This is a genomic window from Flavobacterium frigidum (genome assembly GCF_048286735.1).
Lineage (GTDB): Bacteria > Bacteroidota > Bacteroidia > Flavobacteriales > Flavobacteriaceae > Flavobacterium.
Genome location: NZ_JBLVPU010000014.1, coordinates 83,278 through 106,350 on the forward strand (window position 1 = coordinate 83,278; position 23,073 = coordinate 106,350).

At 33.1% G+C, this 23,073-nt stretch carries 20 protein-coding genes and 1 pseudogene; 6 read left to right on the forward strand and 15 right to left on the reverse strand.

The genetic code is table 11. The annotated features are described in order from the left end of the window. Nucleotides 1-23 precede the first annotated feature (23 nt). From ACNQGO_RS09770 to ACNQGO_RS09780, 3 genes are all read right to left on the reverse strand, one after another. The gene (locus ACNQGO_RS09770; RefSeq protein WP_417985138.1) at nt 24-332 is read right to left on the reverse strand and encodes a hypothetical protein; all 309 of its coding nucleotides are present in this window, start codon (nt 330-332) and stop codon (nt 24-26) included. 219 nt (nt 333-551) lie between these two features. Continuing rightward, entirely contained in the window at nt 552-1,028 is a 477-nt protein-coding gene (locus tag ACNQGO_RS09775) for a BON domain-containing protein (protein WP_417985139.1), read from the reverse strand. 101 nt (nt 1,029-1,129) lie between these two features. Next, nucleotides 1,130-2,146, reverse strand: coding sequence for a 2-hydroxyacid dehydrogenase (locus ACNQGO_RS09780; protein WP_417985140.1), 1,017 nt, complete (start codon nt 2,144-2,146; stop codon nt 1,130-1,132). 359 nt (nt 2,147-2,505) lie between these two features. Here ACNQGO_RS09780 and ACNQGO_RS09785 point away from each other — a divergent pair, with 359 nt between their 5' ends. Then, the gene (locus ACNQGO_RS09785; protein ID WP_417985141.1) at nt 2,506-3,111 is read left to right on the forward strand and encodes a 2,3-bisphosphoglycerate-dependent phosphoglycerate mutase; all 606 of its coding nucleotides are present in this window, start codon (nt 2,506-2,508) and stop codon (nt 3,109-3,111) included. Between the two features lie 55 nt (nt 3,112-3,166). On the opposite strand, the gene ACNQGO_RS09790 is transcribed toward ACNQGO_RS09785, so the two are convergent. The 5 genes from ACNQGO_RS09790 to ACNQGO_RS09810 form a co-directional block, all read right to left on the reverse strand. Continuing rightward, entirely contained in the window at nt 3,167-3,481 is a 315-nt protein-coding gene (locus tag ACNQGO_RS09790) for a hypothetical protein (protein ID WP_417985142.1), read from the reverse strand. Between the two features lie 196 nt (nt 3,482-3,677). Beyond that, nucleotides 3,678-6,044: a glycosyltransferase gene (locus tag ACNQGO_RS09795; protein ID WP_417985143.1), complete on the reverse strand. Its 2,367-nt coding sequence runs from the start codon at nt 6,042-6,044 to the stop codon at nt 3,678-3,680. Beyond that, entirely contained in the window at nt 6,034-7,080 is a 1,047-nt protein-coding gene (locus ACNQGO_RS09800; RefSeq protein ID WP_417985144.1) for a glycoside hydrolase family 130 protein, read from the reverse strand. Before ACNQGO_RS09800 ends, ACNQGO_RS09795 begins: the two co-directional genes overlap by 11 nt. A 55-nt stretch (nt 7,081-7,135) precedes the next feature. Beyond that, complete coding sequence (locus ACNQGO_RS09805; protein WP_417985145.1) at nt 7,136-7,537, reverse strand: hypothetical protein; 402 nt, start codon at nt 7,535-7,537, stop codon at nt 7,136-7,138. A gap of 15 nt (nt 7,538-7,552) precedes the next feature. Beyond that, nucleotides 7,553-8,209, reverse strand: a complete 657-nt coding sequence (locus ACNQGO_RS09810) for a BON domain-containing protein (RefSeq protein WP_417985146.1) — start codon at nt 8,207-8,209, stop codon at nt 7,553-7,555. A gap of 245 nt (nt 8,210-8,454) precedes the next feature. On the opposite strand from ACNQGO_RS09810, the gene ACNQGO_RS09815 reads away from it, so the two are divergent. Both ACNQGO_RS09815 and ACNQGO_RS09820 read left to right on the forward strand, forming a co-directional pair. Further along, entirely contained in the window at nt 8,455-9,642 is a 1,188-nt protein-coding gene (locus ACNQGO_RS09815) for a PAS domain-containing sensor histidine kinase (RefSeq protein ID WP_417985147.1), read from the forward strand. Next, nucleotides 9,639-10,688, forward strand: a complete 1,050-nt coding sequence (locus ACNQGO_RS09820) for a response regulator (protein WP_417985148.1) — start codon at nt 9,639-9,641, stop codon at nt 10,686-10,688. Before ACNQGO_RS09815 ends, ACNQGO_RS09820 begins: the two co-directional genes overlap by 4 nt. 364 nt (nt 10,689-11,052) lie before the next feature. On the opposite strand, the gene ACNQGO_RS09825 is transcribed toward ACNQGO_RS09820, so the two are convergent. The 7 genes and pseudogenes from ACNQGO_RS09825 to ACNQGO_RS09855 form a co-directional block, all read right to left on the reverse strand. Beyond that, nucleotides 11,053-11,475, reverse strand: coding sequence for a hypothetical protein (locus ACNQGO_RS09825; RefSeq protein WP_417979152.1), 423 nt, complete (start codon nt 11,473-11,475; stop codon nt 11,053-11,055). Between the two features lie 3 nt (nt 11,476-11,478). Then, nucleotides 11,479-11,940, reverse strand: a complete 462-nt coding sequence (locus tag ACNQGO_RS09830) for a hypothetical protein (protein WP_417985149.1) — start codon at nt 11,938-11,940, stop codon at nt 11,479-11,481. Nucleotides 11,941-12,179: 239 nt separating this feature from the next. Then, the gene (locus ACNQGO_RS09835; RefSeq protein WP_417985150.1) at nt 12,180-13,268 is read right to left on the reverse strand and encodes a S41 family peptidase; all 1,089 of its coding nucleotides are present in this window, start codon (nt 13,266-13,268) and stop codon (nt 12,180-12,182) included. Nucleotides 13,269-13,697: 429 nt separating this feature from the next. Beyond that, nucleotides 13,698-13,865, reverse strand: coding sequence for a hypothetical protein (locus ACNQGO_RS09840; RefSeq protein WP_417948005.1), 168 nt, complete (start codon nt 13,863-13,865; stop codon nt 13,698-13,700). Between the two features lie 377 nt (nt 13,866-14,242). Then, complete coding sequence (locus ACNQGO_RS09845) at nt 14,243-14,902, reverse strand: hypothetical protein (protein ID WP_417948006.1); 660 nt, start codon at nt 14,900-14,902, stop codon at nt 14,243-14,245. A gap of 143 nt (nt 14,903-15,045) precedes the next feature. Further along, nucleotides 15,046-15,579, reverse strand: coding sequence for a hypothetical protein (locus ACNQGO_RS09850; protein WP_417985151.1), 534 nt, complete (start codon nt 15,577-15,579; stop codon nt 15,046-15,048). A 14-nt stretch (nt 15,580-15,593) separates the two neighbouring features. Then, a pseudogene (locus ACNQGO_RS09855) lies at nt 15,594-18,335 on the reverse strand (class I SAM-dependent DNA methyltransferase). An 822-nt stretch (nt 18,336-19,157) separates the two neighbouring features. Here ACNQGO_RS09855 and ACNQGO_RS09860 point away from each other — a divergent pair. The 3 genes from ACNQGO_RS09860 (at nt 19,158) to ACNQGO_RS09870 (ending at nt 22,933) form a co-directional block, all read left to right on the forward strand. Then, complete coding sequence (locus ACNQGO_RS09860) at nt 19,158-21,302, forward strand: catalase (protein WP_417985152.1); 2,145 nt, start codon at nt 19,158-19,160, stop codon at nt 21,300-21,302. Between the two features lie 17 nt (nt 21,303-21,319). Beyond that, on the forward strand, nt 21,320-21,889 hold the full coding sequence (locus tag ACNQGO_RS09865; RefSeq protein WP_417985153.1) for a YciE/YciF ferroxidase family protein: 570 nt from the start codon (nt 21,320-21,322) through the stop codon (nt 21,887-21,889). A gap of 423 nt (nt 21,890-22,312) precedes the next feature. Beyond that, a complete protein-coding gene (locus tag ACNQGO_RS09870) occupies nt 22,313-22,933 on the forward strand; it encodes a YciE/YciF ferroxidase family protein (RefSeq protein WP_417944025.1) in 621 nt (206 codons plus the stop codon). The last annotated feature ends 140 nt before the right edge of the window (nt 22,934-23,073 follow it).

The following is a 23,073-nucleotide window of genomic DNA, read 5'->3' on the forward strand; positions in this document are numbered from 1 at the left end:
ACTAGCATCGGTGTTTTTGTAGATTATTTTTTATTTTTAACGTTTAGCATAAAGTTAGCAGTATCTGTATCGGCAGTTGTTCCGTATCCATCAACTAAAGTTCCCTTTTCCCCGTTATTGCATTCAATGGCATACATAATAGAACTGTCATCAGGATTAGATTCGCCTTCAAAACGATAGAAATGTACAATTTTCACTTCATTACTTTGGAAAAGATTGTCTGTTTGTAGTGAAACCATATTTTTCCCATTAATATCGAATTGAGAATGAAATCCCAATTTTTCTAGAGCATCCAATACGACAACTAGGCTGTCCATATTTACTTTTTCCATAATTAGTAGTTTTTATTGATTTAAATTTAGATGAAAATATTATTCTTAAAATCGACCTATAAATAATTTTGTTTCTGCTTTACAACGGGTGCATTCCATGAAATTCGTCCAGCTTCATTTTGTTGGTACCAAGAATCTATAGGGCCTTATAAAAAGATTACATTATTAAAAACAAAGACACCAATATCCTTGATGCTTATGACCCATTGCGGGCAATAGCTATTTCAACGTCTTTTTTTTGTTTGTATCCTTTGATAAGGAAATGATACTGATGTTATTAGTTATTCCTGTAATTCCAATAAGGTTGTTGAGTGCATTTTTACTAGCTTCTTTCTGGTAGTTCCATTCGATTTCACCGCTCAAAAATACCCATCCGCTCTTTACAATAACTGAAATTTTTTCGGTTGGGATATCCCAATGCCACTTGAAGGCAGTTTCAATAGCCGTTAGAATTTCAGCATCAGTTCTTTTGTCCTTAGTATTACAAACCACTTTAATGTCTTCGATCACTGTTCTAACCCCAGCTACATTTTTGGCCGCTTGTTCAGCTTCGGCTTTTTTGGCATAGGTATTTACCGAACCAGTAAGTGTTACCATACCTTTATTTACTAGGACTCCAATTTCAGCAGCTTTTAAAAGAGGTTCCCAATTGATGGCATCTACAACGTTTTTCTGTAACTCTTCATTGCTTTTCATTATGAAAAATTTAGTTTGAGATTGAATACAAAGGTGCATCATGTCTGTAAAGCTTCAAATGACCTAGCGTTTTTAAAAAAATGATTTTCATTACTTTACTGTTAATTCAGCAGTAGTTTTTGTACGGGGAACGCTACTTCATTTTCTGACATAACCTTATCTTCAAATGAATCGAAATTATGAATTGTTATTCTAGCAATTTCATCTAAAGCTTCCTTTGTAAAGAAAGCTTGGTGCGGTGTAATTAGAACATTATTGAAAGACATTAATCTTTCGATTTGGTCGTCTTTTATAATTGTATCTGATAAATCCTTAAAGAAGATAGTGTCTTCACCTTCATACACATCAATACCCAAATATCCAATTTGTGCCGTTTTAAGTGCTTCGATAGCGTCTTTTGTATTGATGATTGCTCCTCTGCTTGTATTGATAAGCATCATTCCTTTTTTAATTTTTGAGAAAGCAATACTATTAAAAAGATGTTTTGTTTTTGGGTTCAAAGGACAATGAATAGAAATAATATCAGATAGTGCTAATAGCTTTTCAAAAGTGACATATTGTACTCCTTTTTGAATTAATGTTTTAGATTTTATACTGTCATTTGCAATAACCTTACAGCCAAAACCAAGCATTATAAAGCAAAAAGCCGTTCCAATTTTTCCTGTTCCTATAACTCCAACCGTTTTCCCAAATAAGTTAAAACCCATTAGATTTTGAAGAGAAAAATTATTTTCCCGAACCCTATTGTAGGCTTTATGTGTTTTCCTGTCGAGTGTCAAGATTAGTGCCGTGGCATGTTCTGCAATTGCTTGAGGTGAATAAGCCGGTACGCGCATCACTTTTATTTTATTATTTGCAGCAGCCTCCAAGTCAACATTATCATAGCCTGCGCTGCGCAAGTCGATCAGTTTTATTCCTGCTTTTGCAAGTTGACCCATTACATTAGCATCTAGTTTATCTGTCAATTGTATGCAAACTGCATTAAAGTCTTTTACCATAGCTACTGTTGCTGCGTTGAGTGGTGCTTCAAAATAAGTGAGTTGATGCTTACCATAAACATTATATTTGTCAAGATATTCACGTTCGTAATATTTAGTATTGAAGATCGCTATTTTCATTTTTTAATGGGATTATTAATTTGTAAATTTCTATAGATTTCTACTCGTGTGCGTGCTATGATTTCGTTCCCATTTATCTAGACTGCACTGCTGATTACCGAAGCAGAAATATTTTATAATCGCTTTTTTTTTAAGTTTATATAACCTTTCCTACCTGCAAAGGTTACCTTTTATAGGTGCAAATTTGAGCCATATTTTCCTGTCAGGAAATGATAATACCCAACTGAAAAAATGATATAAAACATTTATTTGAGATCGTGATGGCAAAGTGATTTTTATCACTTATAATACCTACAATCTACATTTTTAAATGGTATACGATGTTGCAACTTTGTTGCTATTCAATAATTCAGCAGCTTATGTCTATTTTAATACTAGTCCGCCATGGACAATCTGTTTATAATCTGGAAAATCGATTTACCGGAACTATCGATATAGATCTTACCCCTTTGGGAGAGGAAGAAGTAAGACGGGCAGGAGAAAAACTCAAAGACTACAAATTTGAAATAGCGTATACGTCAATGCTAATAAGAGCGCGGAAAAGTTTGCGAATCATTCTTGAAGTACTAGGGCAAACCGAAATACCAGTGGTGAAAAATAGTGCTCTCAATGAAAGAATGTATGGCAGTTTACAGGGCCTAAACAAAGCTGAAATTGCAAAGAAATATGGCACAGAACAGGTAGAAATATGGCGTAGAAGTTATGCTATTTGTCCGCCCGATGGAGAAAGTTTGGCTTCGACCTTTGACAGAACGGTTGCGTATTACAAAACTGAAATTGAATCCAAATTAAGAGCTGGCAAAAATGTACTCCTTGTTACCCACGGCAATAGTTTAAGAGCAGTAATGATGTATTTAGAAAACATCAGTCCAAAGGATATTGAAAAAATCAATATCCCAACAGGTTTGCCCCGAAAATATACTTTGGATGCTGATTTAAACATTTTAAATGTTGCTTATTTATAGAAATCCTACCAAAAATATATCCAAGAATCTATTCCTCAATATTGTCTACATCCTATTACTTACGATTATCATCACCCAAACTGTAACCATTATTCTCTTCATCCTCACTTCCTGTTTGTTCCATATCGTCATCGAGTTCAGATCCAGGAATATCTAAATCTAAACCTGAAACATCTTCATTAAAATTCTTTTCATTCCATTTAGAATTTCTAGGTTCATTTGGCGTCTTATTTTTGGTGATGTCTTCTGGATCAATATCTTTTGCTTCAGTTAGCTTATTAAAAATATCTTCACTGGGAGGATAGTTTAATGCTGCTACATTTTCTATCTCCTTTTTGGAGGATTTTGATAATGTGTTTTTATTTTTCATACTATTTAGATGTATTGATGAATGTTATTCCTTTTAGTAATGGCTAAAATTTAATGTCTTGTTTAAAAAAAACACTAAATTTATTTGCCACAGATTAGCATAGATTAATTCGTTAAGTAATTTTAAAAAATCTTTTTAATCCTTTTAATCTGTAGCAAAAACTCTTTTTAAGAGTGTACTTGTTTACAAATGCGTTCTAATTGGCAACTGTCAAACTATGATTATGACTATGAAGCGTATTTGTCTTATTGTTTTGCATTTCTCGTCTGCATTTTTCGACTGTAAGTCGGGCCATAAGATAACTAACAGTTGATTCTGCACCTTGATTGAGGTTGATGTAATCTTCTTCCAAACCGTCATAACATCCACCAGTACATGGATTGTATATAATTTGTTGGAGATGATTGTTTCCTAGAAACCAACTGAAAGCCATTTCCATTTTCTGTAGGTAGGCATTATTTTTAAAAGTGTCATTAAATTTAGCTAATGCCAAGATGGTATAGGCGACATCAATGGGTTGCTCGCCTCCAATTACTTCTGTATGAACTGCTTTGTTATTGTGCAACCATCCCTTATTAGAAATGACTTTAATACTATTTTCGGTAATTGTTTTTGATAATAAAAAATCGAAAGACGTTTTTGCTATTCCTTTGTAAATCACTTCGCCTGTAGCCAGATAAGCACAAAGTATGGCTTCAGGCAGAATGCTGTTTCCATACGTCATATAGCTCTCAAACCAATGCCAGCCTGGTTTTGATTCGTGTTTATACATTTGAACCAATCGGTTAGCCAATAGTTTTATCAATGCTTTATTTTCAAAACACATTTCCTTTTTATTAGCGTAATAGATTCCTTTTATTGTAAAAGCCATTGCCCTTGTAGAGTGCATTTTATGAGTATTAGCTAAAGCAGACTGCATTGTTTTTCTTGCTTCTAAGATTAATGTTTTGGGCAATAAATTACTCATAGAAATCATAAATCCTAAAGCCCATATGGCTCTTCCGTTAGAATCCTCTAAGTTTTCACTATTTTGGTCTGTGAATTTTTTTTGTTCGTTTACATAATTCAAAAATGTGCCGTCTTTTTGTTGACAAAAGTGGATAAAATGGTAGTATTTATCAATATAAATTAGGTCTTCACTATCATTTGTTAATTCAAAATGCTGGCACATTGCAACTAGAGCTCTTGCATTATCATCGAGCGTATACCCACTATTTAAATCTGGTTGATTAATGATCGAAAACTGTATCATTGCAAATGGACTCGTTAATGCCTTGAAATGGCTGAGGTTTATTTTAGGCGTTCTATAATTTAGCTTTAATTTTTTCTGCAAAAATTTTTCAAATAATTTAGTATGCGCAATAGCCGAATTTTCCCAAGCCGTTGGTGCCATTTTATGAATCCCATTATTTGAAATTTCCTTACATAACTTTGGATTATCTAATAAAATGGCTACTTTTTTTTCTAATTGTACTGAATTTCCAAAGTCAATAATAGTACCTCCACCGCTCATTAATAATTCACTAGCGTGCGGTATAGGAGTGGAAATCACTGGACAACCACAACTTATAGCATAAGAAAAAGTACCACTTACGGCCTGATTTGGATCTTTTGAGGTAAAAAGGTAAATATCTGTTAGCTGTAAATAGTCGAGTAATTCCTCGAGCGGTAAATACGTATTTATGAATTTTACATGATGCTGCAGACCGAGTATTTCTATTTTTTGCTCCAGACTTTGACGGTATTTTTCACCTTCTTCTTTTACAACAGATGGGTGTGTTTTGCCTATAATTAGAAACAGAATATCTGGATTTTTATTAATAATTACTGGCATTGCGTCTAATGAGGTTTCAATAGATTTTCCAGAGCTGAGCAAACCAAATGTAGAAATTATTTTTCTGCCTGATAATTTGTATTTTTCTTTTAAAGCTTCTTTATCGATATATTTTACCAAATGTGTTCCGTGTGGAATGACAGTAATCTTATTTTTTAAAATGCCGTAATCCTGTTCCAATAACTTTGCAGACGCTTGGGTCATGACTATAAAGGAGTCAACAATAGCATTCATTTCGGCTATGTTTTTTTTCAGTTGCATATCTGGATTAGGCAGTACCGTATGAAATACGATGATAATAGGTTTATTTATCGCTTTTAAAAAAAGAATAAAATCTGCTTCATTGGTTTTAAATAAACCAAATTCGTGCTGAATCAATACCAATTCTAAGGAGTGATTTACATTAATGGTATTTGCGAGTTTAGTGTAAGAGATTTTATTATCCGTTTCCAAAAAATAAGTTACCTCATCAGTATAAGAATACGTGTTGTTTTGCATTTCCAGAGCTGCAATTTTAACATCAAAAGTGTTTTTAAATTTGTTTTTTAATGCCAAAATTAAATCTTGTGAATAGGTTGCAATCCCACATTCACGTGGTGGATAAGTCGTTACAAATAAAATTTCGGGCAATTTCTCTTTGTCTTTTACTGAAACTTTATCCAAACTGAAAAATTTGCCATTTTGACCTGAATACCCATTGTTGCGATTTGATCTTATTTTATTTATCATCGTGTAGTTTATTAAGTAATAATTCATTGATTAATCCTGAAAAAGAGACCGAAGCACAAGCAATTCTTTCATCTGCAGCACCATAATAGATGTACAAAGTATCGTTAAAAAATACTGCTCCACTCGGAAAACAAACATTATTTACCTCTCCTTTTAGTTCCCATTCTAATTCTGGTTTGAATAAAGGATACGGTAAGCGAGCGATTTCTTTTCTAGGATCTTCTAGATCCAGTAAAGCAGCGCAGGCCGAATAAATGTATCCATCCAGACCATCCTTCACACCATGATATATAATTAGCCATCCCTGATCTGTTTCTATAGGAGGACAACCACCGCCAACATAGCTGATTTCATGATCAAATTTTGAAGTAAGTACAACATGATCATTAAAATGGACCATGTAATCGTCGTAAAATAGTTCTGTTAAATCATTTAAATCTTCAATACCAACAAGAATCTGAATTTCTGGTTTGATCCTGTGTAACAAGTAAAATTTTCCTTTTATTTTCCTTGGAAAAAAAATTACATTCTTGTCCCATAGCAGTGATCTTTTTGGATGCTTCTCCAATTCAACGTTATGCCTGTTGTAGCGGAAATATTTTTCATTGAGAGGAACGTCCATTCCAGCAAGGCTATTAAATTTTTCAAAACTAATCTGTGGAACTATAATTCCTTTTTTTTCAAAATGAATCAGATCTTTTGAAATAGCAAGACATCCTAAAGCATTAATCCCATCAAAACCGGTATACGTTAAATAGTAGGTGTCTTCTATTTTTACTATCCTTGGGTCTTCTATTCCATGACTTTCATAGTCAAATTCGGGGAACAAAATAGGTGATTTATTTCTGTCCACAACTAATAAAGGACCTTCTAGTTTACAATACCCTATGCTTGAATGATTGCCTTTGCGCACTGCTCGATAAAAAAGATGTACAAAATCGCCCTCTTTTATTGCTGCAGGATTTAGCACTCCTTCATTTTCAAATGGGATAATTGTTTTTTCGAGTAGTACGCCTTCTTTTTTGACTTGTATCATTTATTTTTTCTTTAATTTGATTTACCCATTTAAAAAAAATAGGATAGCAATGAAATTATTGATGCATTTTGACATCAACCTTCTTGAAATACTCCGAAACAAATTCCTGTTGTTTTTTATCAGACATTTCATCAGCATTTATCACATCAATCTTTATGCTGTCAAACAGACGATTTTGTCTTAAAAAATTAAATAATTCAGACTTTGCATTGGTAGGGCCAAGCAAAACTACCTCAGTAAAATCTTTAATAATAGCTGCCAATTTTTTATAATAGCCATGTTTTCTTTGCTGTTGTTTGTTATTCATTTCACTTTCACTGCGATGTAGCGTTTCATTCTTGTCCTGATGGTCAAAATCAAGTGAGACTGTATCTGTGATTTTTATTTCATCCGAAAATTCAATAAGATGGGCATGGGCATGATCCATACAAATGCCTAATTTTTTTATTGTTTTCATTGTAATTTTTTTAGTTTATTCTGCTTCCATTACTAACTCATTACTAACATGTATCACGCCAGGTGTTTTCCATGCAATGCGTCCTGCTATTTCTTTTTGATACCAAGAATCAACTGTACCTTTTAAAATTATTTTTGAATCTAATACCTCTATTTCAATATTTTGTGAATCCAGCTCGTAATGGTTTTCTAATGCGAGCCATAAAGCTGTACTGTTAATTACAGTATCACTTTGTGATTTTATACTGATGTAATTGCTAACCCCTTTGACCCCAATAAGGTTTACAATTGCCTCTTTAGCAGCTTCTTTCTGATAGTTCCATTCTAATTCTCCAAAGAGGGTTACCCATCCATTTATAACACTGACTTTGATTGTATCGTTTATGGTATGCCAATTCCATCTGAAAATAGTAAGGATTTCGGCTGTGATTGCAACATCCTTTTTGCCCTCCCAACTATTTATTAGCACATCAATTTTATTAATTACAGATTTTACTCCAGCTATTTTCCTAGTGCTATTTTCGGCTTGTATTTTCTTTATATAATTCTCTACTACACCTGTAAGTGTGACTACTCCATCATTAGAGATTACTATTATATTGCTAATAGAAATGGGAGATTTCCATTTTAATGCATTGCTGACATCCTTTTGTAAAATTTCATCGGTTTTCATTTTTTATAAGTTGGAATGAAAAGATGCATTCATTCTGTATCAACACAAAATTGGAATAAATACTCTTGAATTGAAATGAGAATAAGCAGTATTATAAGTGATCTATATCACTTAATTAGTGCTGCTAGAGAAGTAAAACTATAGAAGAGTCAATTATATAATTTATAATGTCAATTGTGTAATAATATGTAGGTTTAAAAAGACCATATTTACATATTGCCAATACTTTTTGGAAATAAATAGTTATGAAAAATGCTGCCTTACTTCATGCCCTAGTTCATAATGCTATAGACGGTATTATCACTGTTGATGATTTTGGAACTATAGAAAGTATAAACCCATCAGCTTGTGCACTATTTGACTATTTAGAAGAGGAGGTTTTAGGAAATAACATCACGATGCTTATACCGGCACCAGACAGGAAGGCTTATACTGACTACATCAAACATTATAGAGAGACAGGAGAGGCTCTTAATAGTGGAATTGGAAAAGAACATATTGGAAAAACTAAAGAGGGTTACCAATTTCCGTTTAGATTAGGAGTAAGTGAAGTAAACTATGATGGCAGAAGGATATATGCAGGATTTATACATGACCTGAGCCAACAAAAAAAAGATGAAGAACACTTGAAAAATTATGCTTACCATTTAGAAGAGCTTGTAGAACAAAGGACCGAGATCCTTAATGATACGATACGTTCCTTGGAGAAATCAAAAGAAAAAGTAAGCGCTACTTTAGAGAAAGAAAAGATACTCAGCACTTTGAAAAATAGATTTTTATTAATGGCTTCTCATGAGTTCCGAACCCCGTTAAGTACTGCACACTTATCAGCATCCCTAATAGAAAAATATGCCGAACCATTAGAAAATACCAATATTACCAAACATGCCAGAAAAATCATTAGTGCTGTGACCAATCTAACTACTGTATTAAATGACTTTTTATACACAGAACAATTAGAAGTAGGTACAGTGAAAGCAAATCAGACTTGTTTTGACCTAGTACAATTAGCTGAAGAAATTACAGAAGAGATGCAATTGCTGGCAAAACGTGAACAGCAAATACAATTTAAACACTTCGGCATTAAAAAACTAATCAATCTGGACCAAAACTTAATTAAGAACAGCATTATCAATTTAATTACAAATGCTATAAAATATTCTGCGGAGACCTGTTGTATTGCTTTTACTACTGAAATTAATGATACCCATTGTATTATTAAAGTAAAAGATGAAGGAATAGGAATTCCAGAAGAAGATCAGAAACATTTGTTTGAACCTTTTTTCAGGGCTCATAATACAGCTAATATCCCTGGAACTGGACTCGGTTTAAATATTGTTGCTCGATATATTGCCCTAATGAAGGGTACTATTTCGTACAGCAGTACTCTAAATAAAGGAACATTATTTACACTCAAATTTTCAATGACATGAGCAAAGTATTGGTAATAGAAGACAACATAGAAATAAGTGAAAATATAGTTGAAATTCTTGAATTAGCCGACTATGACGTAATTGTGGCCAAAAATGGCAAACAAGGTGTTGAAATGGCTACTATGAATTTACCCGATATTATTCTCTCTGATATAATGATGCCAGATCTAGACGGATATGGTGTATTATACCTTCTTAATAAAAATCCAGAAACCACAACTATTCCGTTTATTTTTATTACTTCCAAATCAGAACGAGTTGATTTGCGTAAAGGAATGGAAATGGGTGCCGATGATTATCTAACAAAACCATTTGGCCGGTTAGAACTTTTAAATGCTATCGAAACGAGGTTGAAGAAAAAAGACTGTCAACATCTTTTTTACAGTAAATCGTTAGAGAATTTGGATCACCTTGTTTCAAAAACGAATGGATTGACTGAATTAAAAAAAATTATATCCGAGCGAAAAACTAGGTTGTTCAAAAAAAACCAGATTATTCACTACGAGGGAGACCATGCCACGGGGATTTACCTTGTAATGTCAGGCAAAGTTAAGACCATGAAAATGGCAGAAGATGGCCGAGAATTGATGACAGGTATCTATCAAGCAGAAGATTTTCTTGGCATCAACGTTATTCTTTCTAATAATGCCCACGAGGATACTGCAACAGCACTAGAAGACAGTTGCTTGTGTTTTTTTCCTAAAACACAATTTGATGAAATGTTGCGACTGTATCCAGATGTTGCAGGAAAGTTTCTTGAAATCTTATCCCATGAAATTCGTAAAAAGGATGGCTATCTTTTGCAACTTGCCTACCAATCTGTTCGGAAAAGGATTTCAGAAGCGATTCTACGTTTATACCAACAACACGAAGATGGAATAAAGACGTTAAGCGTTAGCAGGGATGACTTGGCGGCGTTAGCAGGAACAGCTGCAGAAACTGTAAGCCGCACACTAACCGAATTTAAAAATGAAGGACTGATTGAAAAAAAAGGGAGTATTCTAAGGATCCTGAATCCTGATAAAATGAGTAAGATGCGGAATTAGCCAAATGAAGTACACGGCAAACTTGGGTCAGGGGTACTTGGTCTAAATGAATATATTGCAATTTGCGATAACACGATTTGCAATCCCTTCACATTCCAATTGTCAAGACCGATTTTTTTATAACATCAAATTTTTTTTACACTTTATTAATATACTATGTGGTCACGGATTGCAAATCCGAGCGATTGGGTTGCGAATTTGCGCCATTGGGTTTGCCAAATCTTTCAAATACAAAACCAATTTCAAATTAAGCCTAATCCCCAAATTGCTTTTAGCGTGTGTTGGTGAATCAGTTTTATGGTTAAGTTGTAAAAATAAGAAAATCCCTCCTTACAGGGAGAGATTTCTGTTCTTATGTTACATATTATTTTTTTGGTGGTTCATAAGGTTTAAATACCGCAATTCTTTCCACTGGACATCTTTCTAATTTATAAAGTAGTGCGATGTTATTACGATCAATTAAAATAGCATCATGAAGTTCTTTTTTCTTTTCTATACCAATGTTGTCATATCCAAGGGGTTGCCTTTTTGCATGAATATAATTAATGTAAATGTTTTCAGAATTAAAATCTGCAAGAAAATATAATCTATATCCTCCAGCATCGGGAATTCTTTTTTTAAGAAAAGGGATGTGTTCAGGACCGTAAAGTCTATTTCCAGTAGCAACAATATCAAAAGTGTTATCTATAAAAAATTCTAAAAATAATTTTTCTAAATCTTTGTATTGTTTCTTTTTAATTAATTTTTGATACTCTTCAATAAAACTATTGGAACAATAAACATTCATCCATTATTTGCTTAACATTTCTATTCTTTTAGCAAATTCAGTAGCAGCAGGGAGGTTAAAATACAAATCTTCTAAATCTTGATTGTGCTCTTTTAGATCGTCTAAAGCGATTTTATAATTACGCATTACTTTGGTGGCAATGTCTTTGGTAATAACCCAACTCATACTTACATAAGTACGAATTAGTTTTTTATGAACTGCGTTTGATTTATCAAGCAATCCTTTTATTAATTCAAGACATTCATCGTCAACGTTATCTACCCAAGATAATTTTTCTAATTTTGAATTAATATCTAATATCGTTTTGGTTTGATTTTCAAGAGAAGTTGTAAATACTATAATTTTATCCAAAAATTTATCAACAGCTTCTTGTTTTAAAGCTTTGACATTTTTTTGATTTGCTAATTCAGTAACCTCATTAAAGGTTTCTTGAATTTTTGATTTAGCGGTTAAGCATTCCATCATATAGTTTGATTTAAAACGTATGTGCATTTGTGTTTGACAATTGTACATGACAAATATATACAAAAGCATATATATTATAACACATTATTATGTTAAAAACAGCCATTTCAAGTTAATAGCCATTATACAAACATACACAAACAACTATATTTTATACTTCTATGCTTTGTGATTTTTTCTTTATAAACTACCTCATTGGACATGCTAACTTAGCCATCACAGAAAGTTAAGAAATAATCTTATTTTTTCGCTAGCAGTACTTCCAGTGCTTTGATGATCAACGGATCTCGTTTAGAGCTAATATCATTTTTGGTATTCACCATAGCAATCTCAACCGGAACACCACGATCTTCGAGTAAAATGCGATCCGTTGTGTAGTAACTGTCATTAGACAATGTAAAGTACACATCGTGCGACAATTTCGATTCAAACATATCTGATAACATTCCTGAAGTGTTGGCTCCTATCGTGGTTACATTACTTTGTTTGTACAAGGAGAGCGTAAAATCCTCTGCAGAGCTGGCTGTTTTATCATTGGTCAAGATCACAATTGGGTTTCTATATTGTACGCCTTTATTTGGGGTAATTACAATTGGTCGTAATGGAGAAAACGTTTTGTAGTCGCCCCTAACTTTGGTTGATTTATAATGAGTTATACCTTTTTGTAAAACAAACCTTTTTGCCAGCAAATCGCCCGCATGACCACCTCCATTTGCTCTTAAATCAATAATAATTCCTTTTGTTGAAGCGAATGACTTAAGAATACTATCAAATAGGGTAAGCATCAATTTAACGTCTTTAGCCTCCTTTTTAGAACTATACAAACTCTCGATGGTCCCAAAACAGCGAGATATTCTGATGTAACCGATACCATCGCTTTGTGATGCATAATACAAATGTTCATCATTAACTACGGGACCTATTCCTTTTACTGCGGCAAATTTTTCATTTTGTAATGTTTCAAAACCGGTTTTCCACAAGTCTTTTTCGATTCCCTTAAATTCTTTCTTAAAGGCTGAAGGTCGTTTCGCTTTATAAACCACCTCATCTCCTATTGAGATGGTTATGTGACCGTCTTGCAAAGGATCTACCATTTTACCCAAGGTGTTTATTAACTCTTCCTGTGAAGTTTTCGGAGTGACTTGACTGCGATATTGGGTGTAGGCACCATCCCAATTTACCCCTTTCAATTCAAAAAAAGCATAATTGTCTTTAAACGTGGTCCAGAATTTTTCGAAGTCTTTTTCGGGTAGGCTTACTGCTTTTTTATTTTGGCCGACAACAAAAGTGGAAATACTTAAAACGATTGCTATAATTAATCTGGTCATGGTTTGGTATTAAATAAATTATCACTTCGATCACGAAATTTTATGTAAATAACGACTAAAATTTAATGTCGTTTTTTAATAAAATACTACATTTTTTTACCACAGATTGACGCAGATTGACGCAGATTAATTCGTTATAAAATTTTAAAAATCTTTTTAATCCTGCAAATCTGTGGTAAAAACTTTTTTTAATAATTGTGAAAATATATCTTTCTAACTACTTACTAATCATGTTTAATTTTTTCTATTTTTAGTTTTGTATAAATAAGCTAAAGGTGCAACTACGGCTAGAAACATTAAAATCGATAACAGTACATCGTCTGTATCATCTAAATCAACTTCGGATTTCATAATTTTTAAAAGAAAAAAAGAAAGTAGTAAATTGACAAGCACACATGCAATGCGCATAGCTGTAATGACTGTAGTTTGTTAATAGCTATCTCTCCAGAATTTAGTACCTACAACAAGTAGCAAGTCTACTAAACCTGTAAGTAAAAAAATAAAATAAATTTGGTTCCTATCTATTCCATTGATGAAAAAACCGAACCAAACAATTGATGAAAGCAACGTAAGCGCTCCAAAGATTTTTTTTGACATACTATTGATATATTTTATTTTGATACTTTCGTCTGTTGAGGTTTTAAGTAAAAACGTTTTTAACTAATTTCTTCTATTTTAGTTTTAACTGAATAATTAATTTGATGTTCTTATCCGATAACACGATTTTCAATCCCTGCGCATTCCAATTGTCAAGACCACTTTTTTTATATCATCAAATTTTTCTCACTTTATCGATATACTATTTGGTCACGGATTGCAAATCCGAGCGATCGGGTTCACGGATTGCAAATTTGATTGATTGGGTTTATTAATTATTAAAGTATTTTAAAAAATCTAGTATAATCTTCAGAAACACAACGTGTAAAAAAAGCATTATCATACCGACAAGTAATTCAATGATTTGAAAATTATATCTAGTAAATAATTTGAAACTTTATTGGTGTTAAATGCTGTGATAATTTTATGTATAATTGGTAATAATCATGTACCCCTGTATTAAAATTTTGTACACTAACTCTATCACCGTATTGAAGATGAGCATCAATACCTGCATAAAACCAACAATCTTTCAATTGTGTCAAAAGCACAATTAGCTCATCATCAACATATTTAATTGATGGAATTGAAAATATTTCATCTATTTTGGTTTTTACAAGATTTCGCTCCCTTTCAAAATGCTGAATCTCTGTTATCTCACCAGAACCGAAAGGAATCCAAACTCCATGCTTACCTAAAATCCTATAGTTCATATCCATTTTCTCTGCATTTAGACTTTGTATATTTTCAAAATCTGAGAATAGTAGCTTTTTACTTATGTTATCCGTAAATATATTTAATCTTTTGAATAATAGATATTTTACTGAATGATGAAGTGAATTTACTATGGTCTCTAATCTAGGTTGAATAACCTTAAAAGCTTCTTTTTTTTTGATGAAATTAGGATACGTGACTGTAAACAAATAGAATATAGTAGCCGGCAAAGTACTATAAGATGCCGCTAGTACAAAACTATTTATATTTTTTACATTGGTTTCTGAAGTATTTGTGCTGAATAATGGTATGATACCGAACATTATTTGCAATATAAAAATAAAGCTTATAACATTAAAAAGTATTAAAAGTACTGTTATTGGATTTGTTTTTATAAAATTCATATTTTAGGCTATTATATAAATATATTTGGATTTAACTTTACTTTTAATCAGTATAATTTTCTTTACGATTTAAATTTTAAATCTTTAAAATTAGATAGAATGAGGATCAATGTTATAAAAGCAGTAAACATTTCAGTGCCTACAAAAAGTTTAGCATACATACTATTAACTTTGATTTCACTTGCGTTATTCATTACAAATACACCAAAACTGTAAAATACAAAATCTAAAAAAACAAAAACACCACTTTCTTTTTTCACATTAAGGAAACTTTCTGAATTATAATCAAATAAACACCAGTAATAAGATGAAAATGTTAATGACAGAAAAAATACAATTCCTAAAGTGTGAGCCAAAAACTTAAATCTTCCATTACTATTTTCAATATGAGAAAATATTTTTTCAGTTTGATAAGTCACAAAATAAAAAACACTAAACAGCAGAAATAAATAGAAAAAAAAAGCATAACTGTAAGCGTAAAAATCTGTTAATTCTGATTTTATTATTACGCTAAATAAAACGTAACTCAATAGTGGTAATAAAACAAAAACACCATGATTTTTGAAATATGCTATAATCCTTTTAATGTTTCTCATAAATATAAGTAAATCTATCCCAATTTCTTCCCCTTCTTCTCCTTCACAAACAGCCCAGCTGTATATTTCTCGTACAACTCAAATAAAAACTCCATACGCTTTGCTTCACTTGTAAATGCTTGTTTGCTATATGCAGCGTCAACAGCTTTGTCAAGCTCATTATGTGCTTTAACTAGAGCTGGAGGCATAGTTAACGGATTATACAAATCAGCTAAGGAACTACTAGGAAAACTTGCTCTAACATCTAGCACATTTTGTGCTTTTTCTTCAATAGTTTTTATTTGTTTTTCAGTTGGGTTTTCTGGCTATGGATAATTGTTATAAACAATACTTGATGAATATCTATATCTACTTTCCAATTTTCCTCCAATATTTTTAATCCAATTCATATGCATTATTGAAGTCAAGACACCAAAATGAAATAAATTCGCATTTGGTAATACATATATTTGGTTTGAAGCAATTGTAGAAGAGTCTAAAAATGCAATTGGAATATATCTTCTATTTTCAGATGTAAGTGTAGGGAATGCCAAATAATTTGTTTTTGGTTGTCTAATTTCAGCAAAAATAGTTGGTGTATCAGCTAACTTTTTTGTTGTTGTTCTATTACTATTTGCCCTCCAATTCTTTACATTATTAACTCTCTCTAATATCTTTGAATTATTTTTTATTTCAATTGGGTTTGCATTTAATAACCATAGACAATATCTATCTTCTGAGTATAATAACTCTCGACCTCCTATAAATTTATAAATTAAGCTTTCAGAGTCCTTATTTTCTCTTAAAATTTCCTCTCTTTCTTCTGATGACAAAGTATAATTACCATCATCTAATGCAAAACTACCATAGTTTATTTCAGGAACATTACATATTGGATTTCGTCTACCATCTATAAAAATATCTTTACTTTCAACTAAATAGGGATTTATATTTTTTACAAGGATTTCATGTGGTTCACATTTGACATCTTCATATTCAAAAATTTTTTTATTATTGATGTCATAATTTGCAAAACCAACAATTACACAATGGACAGCAGCATTTCCTTTTGCTTCATTTCTCCAATTAAAAGTTCGATGTGCAAAATGAATTTTAATGTGATATTTATTAAATAACAAATTCCATAAAAGACCAACTTGTTCACCTTGAACAATTGAATTAGTAGATACAAATGCAGTGCTTATTTTTGTGTTTTCTACATATTGAGCTGCTTTTAAATACCATGCAGCAACATAATCTAAAACTCCTGCACCTTTTACATCTGAAAAAAGTTTTTCCATGTCAACCTTCTGCTCAGGTTTTTGCTCTTTTTTTCCAATAAATGGTGGATTACCAATAATATAAGATAGATCGTTTTTTAAAACAACGTCTTCCCAATCAATTCTTAATGCGTTTCCATGAACAATTTTCGCTGATTTTTTTAGTGGCAAACGGGCAAAATATTGTCCAAATTCATTGCTTATCATCATATTCATTTGGTGATCCATCAACCACATGGCTACTTCGGCAATACGAGCGGGGAACTCTTCATATTCTATGCCGCACATCATGTCTACATCAAGCCACATGATTTCCCTAATATCAAGAACGCCTTGACCTGATTTATAAGTAGCGCGCAATACTTCTAGCTCCAGTAAGCGTAAATCTCTATAGGTAATTACTAAGAAGTTCCCACAACCACAGGCAGGATCAAGGAATTTGAGTTGGCTAATTTTTTTATGAAATTCTAGAAGTTTGTTTTTATTGCTTTTTATGGTTTCAAACTCAGTCCAAAGTTCATCTAGAAACAAAGGCTTAATTAATTTCAAGATATTACTCTCACTGGTGTAATGCGCTCCTAAATTTCTTCGCTCTTTAGGGTTCATGACACTTTGAAACATAGAACCAAAAATGGCTGGCGATATTTTGCTCCAATCAATGTAACAACACTCTAGTAAGGCACGGCGCATTTTGCTATCAAAACTAGCCATAGGAAGAATCTCTTCAAACAATTTTCCGTTCACATACGGAAAATCATTGAGTTGTTCGTCTAAGTTTTTAAAACGTTTTTCTTTTGGAGTATTTAAAACCTGAAATAATTCTTGTAGTTTAGAGGCTAGATCGCTTCCATCCTCGGCAGTTCTGCCTTCAATGTAATCTTGTAGTTGTTGCTTGTCAAAAATAGTAGTATCCTCTGCAAACAAGCAAAACAATATTCGAACTAAATACACTTCTAAAGGATGCCCCTCATACCCTATTTCTTCTAATCGGTCGTGCAGTTTACCCATCAATTCAGCCGCTTTTATATTCGCTGGGTCTTGTTCTTTATAGGTTTTCTTTTGATACCCAAGTATGGAACCAAAACTTTGAACGTTGAGAACTAATTCATCAAGTGTAAACTGTACCGTAGTTTGTTCCTCAGTATCATAAAGCCTAAAAATATGAAAGTCGCAAACCAAAACGTATTTGGGTAATTCGTTTTGCTTTAATCCGTGGGTATAATCTATAGCCTGCTGAAAAGCTTTATCCAAGTTTTTACCCCGACTTTTCATTTCAACTAAGATGGTTCCCTTCCAGAGTAAATCTATATATCCATCTGCATCTGAGAGTTTTTTTACCCTGTGCTCAAAAGTCCCTATCTTTTTACGAGTTATCCCAAAAACTTCAAAAAAAGCATCTAAAAACGGTTTAGCATCAGCTTCTTCATTGGTGGTATCTTTCCATTCTTTAGAAAACCGAACAGCTCTGTCTTTAATCTCGTTCCAGCTTAACGCCATAATTATGAATTATTTAATCTTTAATTTTTATGGATACCTCTACCCTATCCTTTGCAATCGCTCTCTAGAAACTGTGCTGTGCCGCTGGTAAGAAACTTGTTTTTACAATCTAGTACTGATGTATCGTCTCGTTTACAGTGCTTTAAATTCTGTAAAATATTTCTAAACACTAGAAGAAACCACTATGGATTTTATCTATACAGTAACGCGTTTCATTTTTATTTGCAAAAAAAGGCAACGTGTTGTAAAATGTGGTATTTAATAGTCGTAAATGTAGGAAATTATAATATACAAAAGGTGTAAAAACAAAAAAACAACAGCTTACTTTGGGTTTGTTAAGCAAACGGTACGGAATAAAATTCGAACCTTATACTCAAAGATTTGAAACTCGTAGCTGATTGATTTGAAACTTAAAGTAATACATACATTTGATAGGATGCTAGAATTGATTGGTCCTAATTATTAAATCGTCTTAACCATGCACAATCCTAATTGTTTTCCGTTGTAAAAAGGCGGAATAACTGTTGTTGTATTGATTCTTTCGGATCCGATAGGAGAATTTGTGTTTTAAAAATACCGCAAAGACAGCTACTCAATCTTTTAGTTATCAGATCAGTACAACACTATCTGAAATTATATCAAAAAGTAGTAATTGCATAATTTTATTAAATAATTCTATAAAAAACATTCTGAGAATATGAATTAAATTTGAATTAATAGAAGATTTCAAGAATTTAACTTGCTTTAAATGTTGAAATAAAGAAGTATAAATTTTGAAATGTCCTGGCAACTTCAAAATATTTAACTAAAACATTTTATTAAATGAAAAATTCACAGGATGAAAAACAGCGCGATTTGTCTCTTAACAAATCAGATGGAACCAACAAATTCCTGACTACCGATCAAGGTGTCCGCATCAATGACGACAATAATTCGTTAAAAGCTGGTGAAAGAGGACCTTCCTTACTTGAAGATTTTATTCTTAGAGAAAAAATTACACATTTTGACCATGAACGCATCCCTGAAAGAATAGTACATGCACGAGGGTCTGGTGCACATGGTTTCTTTGAAGTAACAAATCCGATACCTGAATTTACTAAAGCTGGATTTTTGCAAGAAGTAGGATTAAAAACTCCCGTTTTTGCAAGATTTTCAACAGTTGCTGGTTCTAGAGGTTCTACTGATCTTGCAAGAGACGCGAGAGGGTTTGCTGTTAAATTTTACACACAGGAAGGAATCTATGATCTTGTGGCAAATAATATTCCAGTATTTTTTATACAAGATGCTTCAAAATTCCCAGATCTCGTTCACGCAGTGAAACCAGAACCTCATAATGAAATGCCTCAAGCAGGCTCTGCTCATGATACCTTTTGGGATTTTATCTCTCTCATGCCTGAATCTATGCACATGATTATGTGGGTGATGTCTGACCGTGCAATTCCTCGAAGCTATCGTATGATGGAAGGGTTTGGTGTACACACTTTTAGACTAATCAATGAAGCTGGAGAGTCTTGTTTTGTAAAATTCCATTGGAAACCTAAATTAGGGACTCATGCAGTAGCATGGGATGAAGCGCAAAAAATTTCAGGTAAGAATTCCGATTTTCACAGAGAGGATTTATGGGAAGCAATTGAAACTGGGAATTTTCCGGAATGGGAATTAGGTGTACAAATAATTCCTGCAGCAGAGGAACACAAATATGAATTTGATTTACTTGATCCAACGAAAATCGTTCCTGAAGAACTAGTACCAGTTACTATTGTGGGTCGAATGGTACTCAATAAAAATCCTGATAATTTCTTTGCCGAGACGGAACAAATTGCTTTTCATCCCGGGCATGTTGTACCTGGAATTGATTTCTCAAATGATCCGTTGCTTCAAGGAAGATTGTTTTCTTACACAGATACACAACTATCTAGATTAGGCAGTCCTAATTTTCATGAGATACCAATCAATAGAAGTATTGCGCCAGTTCATAACAATCAGCGGGATGGGCATATGCGTCAGGAAATCAATATGGGACGTGTAAGTTATCATCCTAATTCACTTGGTGGAGGTTGTCCTTACCAAGCCAAAATTAGTGAAGGAGGATTTTCAAGTTTCAACGAGCGTGTAGATGCGCATAAAGTTAGAGAACGAAGCGAAAGTTTTGCAGACCATTTTGGTCAGGCTAAATTATTTTTTAACAGTCAGACACCAACAGAAAAAAGCCATATTGTAAAAGCCTTACGCTTTGAACTAGGCAAAGTAGAAACTGCAGCTATAAGAATCCGAATGTTAGGCCTTCTATCTCAAGTAGACACACAACTGGCAGAAAAAGTTGCTATAGGACTAGGCGCTACTCTCCCAACTGTACTAGAAACCCCTTTAAACAAGGGCGTTTCACCAGAAAACGAAATAAAAGGGCAGCAAGAATCCCGTACTGTGGAGTCATCAATTGTATCGTCTGCTGCACTTTCTATGCTTAAAAACCCAACTAATTCAACTACCATTGCTTCGAGGAAAGTGGCTATTATTTGTGCGCATGGGGTTTCGGAAGCAGCAGTAATGAATATGAAAAATGCGCTTATAAAAGAAGATGCCAAAGGCTTCATAATTGCACCACACCTAGGTTCAGTTCGCACTGATTCAGAAGGAGCTATTGCTGCTGATTTCAGTTTTCTGACCTCCTCCTCAGTTTTATTTGATGCTGTTTACATTCCACACGGATTAGGATTTAGTACACTCCTGACAAATGATGATGTGATGGAATTCCTGAACGATGCCTATAAACATTGTAAAGTTATTGGCGCTGATGGTAAAGCAACCGAATTGATAAAAACGGCGCCATTTGCCTCTAAAATGAGAAGCGATGATCCAGGAATCCTATTATCTAGTGCTATTGCAGACGAAACTTTTGCAAAAGATTTTGTAGCAGCTATGGGCGAGCATCGTTTTTGGGACCGTGAAATAAACTTATATAATTAACGATCAAATATAAAAATATGAAAAATTCAGAAAAAACTATTGATAGTAAACCCACTACGATAGACAGTAAAAATAGTACTGTAGTGCCTTCAACAGATGCTGCTGTAGATTTAAGAGACTTTTTTATCGATAGCCTTAAGGATATTTATTGGGCAGAAAACGCACTTGTTACAGCTTTGCCAAAAATGGCCGAAAATGCTACATCATCAAGCCTTGCAAGTGCAATTTTAGACCATGTGGTAGTAACTAAAAATCAAGTGACAAGACTTGAAAAAGTTTTTAATCTTCTTGGAGAAAAAGTTGAAGGAAAAAAATGTGAGGCTATGGCAGGACTGCTAAAAGAAGGCGACAGTATTCTGGAAGGTACTCAGCCAGGTGCTGTTAGGGATGCAGGTATTATCGCTAGTTCGCAAAAAATTGAGCACTATGAAATTGCAACTTATGGCACTTTATCTGCTTTTGCAAAAACACTTGGAGAAAATGATGCTGCAAAATTACTGACACAAACGCTGGCTGAAGAAAAAGAAGCGGACTGTTTACTTAGTGATGTTGCGCTCAATATCGTTAATAGTGTAGCTGCTGAATAGCAATAATCGGTGTGCGCAACTGATTAGTAGAAAACTATTCTCGATGCCTAGTTTTTTTTTACTGAAACATCTGTACCTAGTGCAGATGTTTTTGCATAAAAAATAGTTTGTAATACTACAGTATACTTTCATCTCAATAATTCCTCATTCCCGCTTTAAAGATTCTTGTAATAAAGGAGCATTTACTAATTTTTGCAATTGCTATTTTTGAGAATTACTTTTTATGATTTCCTGTTATTATTTACCTGCTGTAGTTGCAATTTGTTTTGTAAAGCTAGTTGTAATTTTGGCTATACAGCTAGCTAAATATCTAATAATGTGAATTTTGTAACTATTTATAATAATTGTGTATCTAATACATTTTACTAATCTTTAAATTTGTTTTTCAACTAATAACATAATTAATTTCTAAATTTAAAAGTTATGAAAACGACAACAGATCAGCTAGAAAAAGTCCGTGATGGAGAGAAAAAAAAGACAGTAACAACTGCCAAGAAAAAAAATGATGAGCCAAAAAAAGATGTTGTGAAAGCTAAACCTGATGCAGCAAAAGACTTAAGAGATTTTTTCGAAGACGGCTTAAAAGATATTTACTGGGCAGAAAAAGCATTAACAAAAGCATTGCCTAAAATGGCAAAAAACGCAACGGCTTCAAAATTAATTCATGCGTTCGAGAGTCATTTGAAAGAGACCGAAGAGCACGTTACTCGTTTGGAAAAAATATTTGAATCTTTGGGTCTCAAAGCAGTTGCCAAGAAATGCGATGCAATGGCGGGACTACTTGAAGAGGCTGAAGGAATTATCGAAGAAACTAAAGTTGGAGATGTTCGTGATGCCGCAATGATTTCCGCAGCACAAAAAGTAGAGCACTATGAGATAGCAACTTACGGAACTTTACGAGTGTATGCAGTTACTCTTGGTGAAACAAAAGCCGCCTTGCTTCTTGCAAAAACACTTGAAGAAGAGAAAAATGCTGACGTAAAATTAACAGAAATAGCTGTTTCTCATATCAATGTAGACGCTGTACACGAAAGCCATAAATAATATAAGTACTTCGTCACGAATTTTATGTCTTGTCCTGAATAACCGATACAGATTATTAGATAAAAATATTTAATTAAACACTTGCAAAAACGTTTTTGCAAGTGTTTTTTGTTTTATATGTCCTCATTTTAATTTGACTT